The organism is Trebonia sp., from assembly GCF_030042015.1.
GTDB lineage: Bacteria > Actinomycetota > Actinomycetes > Streptosporangiales > Streptosporangiaceae > Trebonia.
The window spans coordinates 1-6,254 of record NZ_JASIAL010000522.1 but is presented as its reverse complement, the minus strand read 5'-3'; the positions used below and the strand labels follow the sequence as shown (position 1 = coordinate 6,254).

The 6,254-nt window shown below is 72.3% G+C and carries 7 protein-coding genes; all 7 read left to right on the top strand.

The genetic code is table 11. The features are described 5' to 3' along the window. Nucleotides 1-831, top strand: an 831-nt coding sequence (locus Q1N79_RS27885; RefSeq protein WP_300614034.1) for a BTAD domain-containing putative transcriptional regulator, incomplete at its 5' end; no start/stop codon positions are given. A gap of 83 nt (nt 832-914) precedes the next feature. After that, on the top strand, nt 915-1,316 hold the full coding sequence (locus tag Q1N79_RS27880; protein WP_300614033.1) for a hypothetical protein: 402 nt from the start codon (nt 915-917) through the stop codon (nt 1,314-1,316). A 158-nt stretch (nt 1,317-1,474) separates the two neighbouring features. Further along, on the top strand, nt 1,475-2,494 hold the full coding sequence (locus Q1N79_RS27875; RefSeq protein WP_300614032.1) for a hypothetical protein: 1,020 nt from the start codon (nt 1,475-1,477) through the stop codon (nt 2,492-2,494). 193 nt (nt 2,495-2,687) lie between these two features. After that, a complete protein-coding gene (locus tag Q1N79_RS27870) occupies nt 2,688-4,442 on the top strand; it encodes a S8 family serine peptidase (RefSeq protein WP_300614031.1) in 1,755 nt (584 codons plus the stop codon). Nucleotides 4,443-4,446: 4 nt separating this feature from the next. Then, nucleotides 4,447-4,992, top strand: a complete 546-nt coding sequence (locus Q1N79_RS27865) for a sigma-70 family RNA polymerase sigma factor (RefSeq protein WP_300614030.1) — start codon at nt 4,447-4,449, stop codon at nt 4,990-4,992. Next, nucleotides 4,989-5,495: a hypothetical protein gene (locus Q1N79_RS27860; RefSeq protein ID WP_300614029.1), complete on the top strand. Its 507-nt coding sequence runs from the start codon at nt 4,989-4,991 to the stop codon at nt 5,493-5,495. Before Q1N79_RS27865 ends, Q1N79_RS27860 begins: the two co-directional genes overlap by 4 nt. After that, the coding region (locus Q1N79_RS27855) for a hypothetical protein (protein ID WP_300614028.1) at nt 5,492-6,254 on the top strand (763 nt) is incomplete at its 3' end. The genes Q1N79_RS27860 and Q1N79_RS27855, both read left to right, overlap by 4 nt.

Sequence of the window (6,254 nt, the reverse complement as noted above, 5' to 3'; positions counted from 1 at the left end):
GTGGCGGATCCTGCCGTGCCCGGCACGTCTGCCCGGCCGTCTCGCCGGCCCGCGGCCCGCGGGCCGGCCCAGCCGGGGCACGGTGACGGAGCCGGGGACGTGTTGCGCGTGCGCGCGCTCGGCACCGCGACCGTCGAGCTCGGCGGTGGCGCCCTGACGCCGGCCGACTGGGGTTACGCCAAGCCGCGCGAGCTGCTGTTCCTGCTCGTCACGTCGCCGCCGCTGACCAGGGAACAGCTGGGGACCGCGCTGTGGCCAGACCTGTCACGCCGCCAGCTAGGGAACGCGCTGCATACCGCGCTTCGCGAGTTGCGCCGTGCGCTCGGCGACCCGGACTGGGTGCTGTACTCCGGCGGCAGGTACTCGTTCAACCGGGTTCGCGAGCACGACTGCGACGTTGACACGTTCGAGGCGGCCCTCGCCTCGGCCAGCCGGGCCCGCCCGGCCGAGGCCGCGCTGCCCGACCTGCTGCGCGCGATCGCCGCGTATGGCGGCGACTTCCTCGCCGGGATGACCGCTGGGGAGTGGGCGCAGTCGCGCCGGGACGAGCTGAGCCGGCGCTTCGAGTCCGCGCTGCTCGCCGCCGGGCGGCTGCAGGCCGCGGCCGGGCGCTACCAGGCGGCGGTCACCGCCTTCCGCCGCGCGGTCGAGCACGAGCCGCTGAACGAATCGGCGCACCGCGGGCTGATGACCTGCTGGGAGCGCCTCGGGGAGAATGCGCGGGCCGTGCGGCACTACGAAGAGCTCGCGGCGCTGCTGCACGAGCAGGTCGGCGTCCCCCCTGCGGCGGAGACGACGGAGCTGTACCGGCGCCTGCTCGGCCGCGCCTGACACCCCCCGGTGATTCCCCCAGCGGCAGCGCGTTCCCCCGGTTTCGGGCTGCAAGACTCGTGCCCCCACAGGCAGGAGGCATCGTGTCGGATCCGATCGCCCCGCCGGCCGCGCGATGGCCGTCGGAGGCACCCGAGCTCGTGTCGCTGGCGGTCAGCGACGGCGACCTCGGCGCGGCCGTCGCGCAGTACGAGCCTGGGGCAGTGCTGCGGCCGTGGGCCGGCGACCAGGCGGACGCCCGCAGCCTGTACGACACGATGACGGCGATCATGGACCTGCGGCTGCCGCTTGACATCAGGCTGGTCGCGGTCCTCCCGGCCGATGGCCTGGCGATTCTGGTCTGCGAGCGGCGGATCGAGGGCACCGGCCCCGACGGCCAGCCGGTCCGGCTGCGCGGGACCGGCTGCACGGTGGTCCGCGCCCAGTCCGACGGCGCCTGGCGCATCGCCGCCGACGCGTGGCGCCTCGCGCCCGCTCCCGGCTAGACGGCCCCGCCCCCGCCATTTCCCCTCGACCCCCCGCTGCTTCCCCCAGCGCGCACCAGGAGATTGGTCCACGGACATCCCGGGCGGACAACAGCGGCCGCCAAGTCAGGGGATGGCGATCGGCTACCAGTCACGGGTACAGGAAAGGGAAAACCACCATGAGCATCACGGACCGCAAAGCGCGGATGAGGATCGGCGTGGCGGCAGTTGCGTCGGGCGTGCTCGCCGCGGTGGCGGCCGTCACGCTGGCCGGGTCGGCCGGGGCCGCCACGTCAGCTGCGGCCGCGCCGGCCGATGGCTACCAGTTCGTCACGCTGGGCAGCACCCACGACACCACGTTCAACCAGCTGCTCGGCATCAACAACGACGGTGTGATCGCCGGCTACTTCGGCTCAGGCGCCAAGGGTCATCCGAACAAGGGCTACGTGCTCGAGCCGCCGTACGCGCAGCGCGACGTCATCAGCGAGAACTTTCCCGGCTCTGTCCAGACGCAGGTCACCGGGCTTAACGACAAGGGCGTCACGGTCGGGTTCTGGTCCAGCATGAACACCGCCAGCATGAACAACAACAACTTCGGTTTCTACGCAGTCGGCGGCAGCTTCCACGAGGTCAACTATCCGACAACCGACAACGACAAGCCCCAGGTTGACCAGTTGCTCGGCGTCAACAACCACGACGTCGCGGTCGGCTTCTACCTCAACGGCGCCGGCAACGCCCGCGGCTACACCTACAACATCAGCACCAAGAAGTTCGCCATGGTGACCGTACCGGGCGCCCCCGGCGGCACCGCGGCGCCGAGCCTCACCGCTGCCGCCATCAACAACGACGGCGACGTGGCGGGCTTTTACGTCGTCAACGCCAAGACCGGGGCCACGGACGGTTTCCTGAAGTTGAGCAACGGCGACTTCATCAAGCTTGCCGTCCCCGGCGCGACCTCCACCATGGCGCTCGGCCTCAACGACTCCGACTGGGTCGTCGGCGACTACGTCACCGCGAGCGGGGCGACGCACGGCTTCATCTACCGGCTCGGCCACGGGTACACGACCAACGTGGATGACCCGGAGGGTATCGGCACCACGACGCTCAATGGCATCAACGACGAGAACGACCTGGTCGGGTTCTACACCAACCCGTCTGGCAGCGTCACCTTCGGCCTGCTCGCCTACCCGGCCTTCTAGCCGGGCAGCTCCCGCGATCATGGGCCGCCGCGCCAGGCGGCCCATGATCGCGGCGTTTTCCGCGTAATTCCCCCGAGATTGCCCGCAAGGGACGTATCTGGCGGACGGCGTGGCCCTCTTTGCAGATGACGGGGGATGGACTTCCTGATCCCCGCGGGAAACGATGAAGTGCCGGCCATCCGGGGAGCGCCACATGAAGTGCTATTTCGTTCCGCCTGCCGCGCAGCCGTCCGATCCTGGCGACGGCGACGGCGGATCCGGCATCGCGAGCCTTCCGCTGTCGCTGCTCGCCAGGCACGGCGCGCGGATCCTCGACCCCGTCGCCGTGCCGGTGGCGCAGGGCTGGCCCGCGCCGCGGTCCACCGTGTACCGGGCACGGACCCTGCTCGTCCCCTACCGGCTGCAGCAGGAGCCGTTCCTGTCGGCCGTCAACGATGTGCTGCGCGGGGTGGGGATGCGGCTGGTCCCGGTCCCGCCGCCGTCCCAGCTGGCCGACTACCAGCAGCTGGCCGCCCTGCCAGGCGTCGCGGTGCTGGTGGCGGACCCGCAGCGGCGGGCGCCGGTCGTGGTGGACGCCTGGACGGCGCTCACCGCACTGCGCGACGCTGTCGGCGAGCAGGACGACGCCACGCCCGGGCAGGAGACCAGCCGCGCGCACGGCGGTGCGGTCCTTGCCGCCGCCGACGTCCGCCAGATCAGCCTGGAGCACCTGCTCGTGGGCGCGCTGATCACCGGCACCCCCGAGGTGGACGGCAACCCCGAGGTAGACGGGAACGCGGTCATCGCCCCGTACCTGTCCGCCACCGGTGACTCGCGCATCCCTGTCGAGGTGTACGCGGACCCGCCGCCCCGGCGGACCGATGGGCAGTGCAAGGAGCGCTACGGCCGGCGCCCGGTTATCGCGGTCCTGGACACAGGGGTCCGGGCGCACCCCTGGCTGGGCGTGACGCGCGCGGCCGCGGCGGGCGGCGGCTATCACACGACGGCGGACGGCAGCGTCCGGGTGGACCGCGGCATCCAGCACGCGATATTGGTGAACGACAGCATCGCGGCCGCGGCCGGCGACCTGGCCGGCGCGCTGATCAAAGACCCCTGGGACACGCCGGTGACGGCTGACCCGCTGGTCGGCGAGATCGAAGTAGCCCTCGGGCACGGCACGTTCATCGCCGGGATCTTCAGGCAGGCCGTGCCCGACGCCACGGTGCTCAGCATCCGGATCATGCGCAGCGACGACACCGTCTACGAGGGAGACCTGATCCTCGCCCTGAAGCTGCTGGCGGCGCGGGTGGCGCGAGCGCAGGACCCGGCCGACCCCAAGCCCGAGCTGATGATCGACGCGATCTCGCTGTCGCTCGGCTACTTCAACGAATCCTTCTCCGACGTCGCCTATACCTCCGGGCTCGCCGCGCTGATCGGCACGCTGCTCGACATGGGCGTCCTTGTCGTCGCCGCGGCGGGCAACAACTCGACCTCCCGCCCGTTCTACCCGGCGGCGTTCGCCGCCCAGCCACGGCCGACGGGGACGTTGTCCCTGGTCAGCGTCGGCGCGCTGAACCCGAACAGCACGCGGGCACTGTTCAGCAACGGCGGCCGCTGGGTCAGCGCGTGGGCGTCGGGCGTCATGGTGGTCAGCACGTTCCCCGACGACGTCAACGGCTCGCTGAAGTCCGCGCAGGAGGTGCCGGCCAGGCCGCAGGCCGGTCCGGGCGGGCACCACGGCCCGCCGCGAACCAGGGAATCGCTCGATCCCGACGACTTCCGCGGCGGGTTCGCCGCCTGGAACGGCACCTCGTTCTCCGCGCCTGCGCTGGCTGCCTGGGTTGTCGGGGCGCTGCTCGACGGCGCGCGCGACGACCCGGCGACCCTCACGCTGGCGGACACGGCACAGGCCGCGACGGTCAACCGCGCGCTGCACGCGCTGCGCCGCCGCGGCTGGGAGGGAGGCTGATCGGGTGGACGAAGGGCTGGCCGCCAACGACGACAAGGGCCTCATCGCCGACCTCGACAAGCTGATCCCCGAGCTGACCCCGCTGTTGTGGAGCGTGGCGCGGGCCGCGGGCCTGTCCAGGGAGGACGCCGAGGACGCGGTGCAGACGGCCTGGCTGAGCCTGGTCTCGCACCAGGACAGCATCCGCACGCCGGGCGCGCTGAAGGCCTGGCTGATCACGACCACCCAGCGGGAGGCCTGGCGGGTGGCGGCCGTCGCGCGCCGGCAGCAACCGGCCGACCACGAGTGGCTGATGACGATCCCCGACCCGCTGGGCGGCTCGGATGAGCGCATGCTTGAGGCCGAGGAGCAGCGTGCGCTGTGGCGGGCGCTGCGTACCCTGTCACCGCGCTGCCAGCGGCTGCTGCGCATCGTGGCGTTCGTGCCGCGCCCCGACTATGACCTGGTGGCCGAGTGGCTCGGCATGAGCCGGGGCAGCGTCGGCCCGACGCGCGGCCGCTGCCTGGACAAGCTGCGGCTCGCGCTGCGCGCCGAAGGAGGCAGCCAATGAGGAGCGACGGTGCCCAGGCAGGCGACGATGGCCTGCTCGCGAGGCTGCGGGAGCTGTTCGGGGCGGCCGATCCGGTGCCTGACGGCCTAGTGGAGCGGATCAGGTTCTCGGTCGCGCTGGCCAGCATGGAAGCGGAGCTCGCGCAACTGACCGACGCGGAGCAGGAACTGGTGCGGGGCACGCCGGAGGAGAGCCGCACGATCACCTTCGACAGCAGCAGCCTGACGATCATGATCAGGATCGACTCCAACGCGGACGGCTCCGCACGGGTCGACGGCTGGCTCGCGCCACCGCAGCCGCGCCAGGTGGAGATCACGCTGGCTGACGGCTCGGTCACGACGGACGCCGACGACCAGGGCAGGTTCGCCTTCGCCAGCGTGCCCAGGGGCACCGCCCGCCTGGTCGTCCGCCCGCCGCAGCCGGGGAGCGGCCGCAGCAGCCCGGGACCGTTCGGGATGAATACAGTGATCACCCCGACCCTCGTGCTGTTAGTGAGCGCATGAGCACGGCCGAGTGGCGAGCCAGGCAAGCCCATCGCAGCGGGTTGCGGGCGGGCAATGCCGGGCAGCCCGCGGTCGGCGCGCGCCTGGTACGGGCCGGGCTGGCCGCGCTTGGCTGGCAGGACGACGGCCAGGGCGTCGTGCCGGCGCAGCACCAGGCCCTCGCCGCCCGGATGGTCATCACGCTGGCGTACTTCGAGGCCGAGCAGGGCCGGGCCGATTACGGCTTACGCCTGCTTGAGTACGCGGAACGGGCGGTGGCCCCCGCCGACCGCGGAATCGTGCTGTCCCAGCGCGGCCTGATGCTGTTGCGCACCGGCCGGTGGGCGGCGGCCCTTGTCCAGCTGGCGGCCGCCGAGCCGCTGGTCCGCCACGACCCTGAGCTGCTGGCGCGCGTGCTGCTCAACCGCAGCGTGCTGCACCTGAACACCGGCGATGTCGGGCTGGCCAGCAGCGACCTGCGCCGTTCCGCGGCCATCGCGCGGGCCGCCGGGCTGACGCTGATAGCCGCAAAGGCGACGCAGAACCTTGGCTACTGCGACCTGCTGCGCGGCGACATCCCGGCCGCGCTGCACACGTTCGACATCGCCGCGCGCGCCTACCAGCAGACCGCGCCCGGCATCCTTCCCGGCCTGGAGACCGACCGGGCCCGCGCGCTGCTGGCGGCCGGCCTGGCAGCCGACGCCGCGGCGGCGCTCGACGACGCGATCGCGGCGTTCCGGCGGCAGCGGCGTGACCAGCTTGTCGCGGAGGCCGAGCTGG

Excerpts from the sequence above, each read along its gene's own strand:
- Q1N79_RS27875 (WP_300614032.1), top strand. The coding sequence starts at position 1,475 with ATGAGCATCACGGACCGCAAAGCGCGGATGAGGATCGGCGTGGCGGCA.
- Q1N79_RS27870 (WP_300614031.1), top strand. The coding sequence starts at position 2,688 with ATGAAGTGCTATTTCGTTCCGCCTGCCGCGCAGCCGTCCGATCCTGGC.
- Q1N79_RS27860 (WP_300614029.1), top strand. The coding sequence starts at position 4,989 with ATGAGGAGCGACGGTGCCCAGGCAGGCGACGATGGCCTGCTCGCGAGG.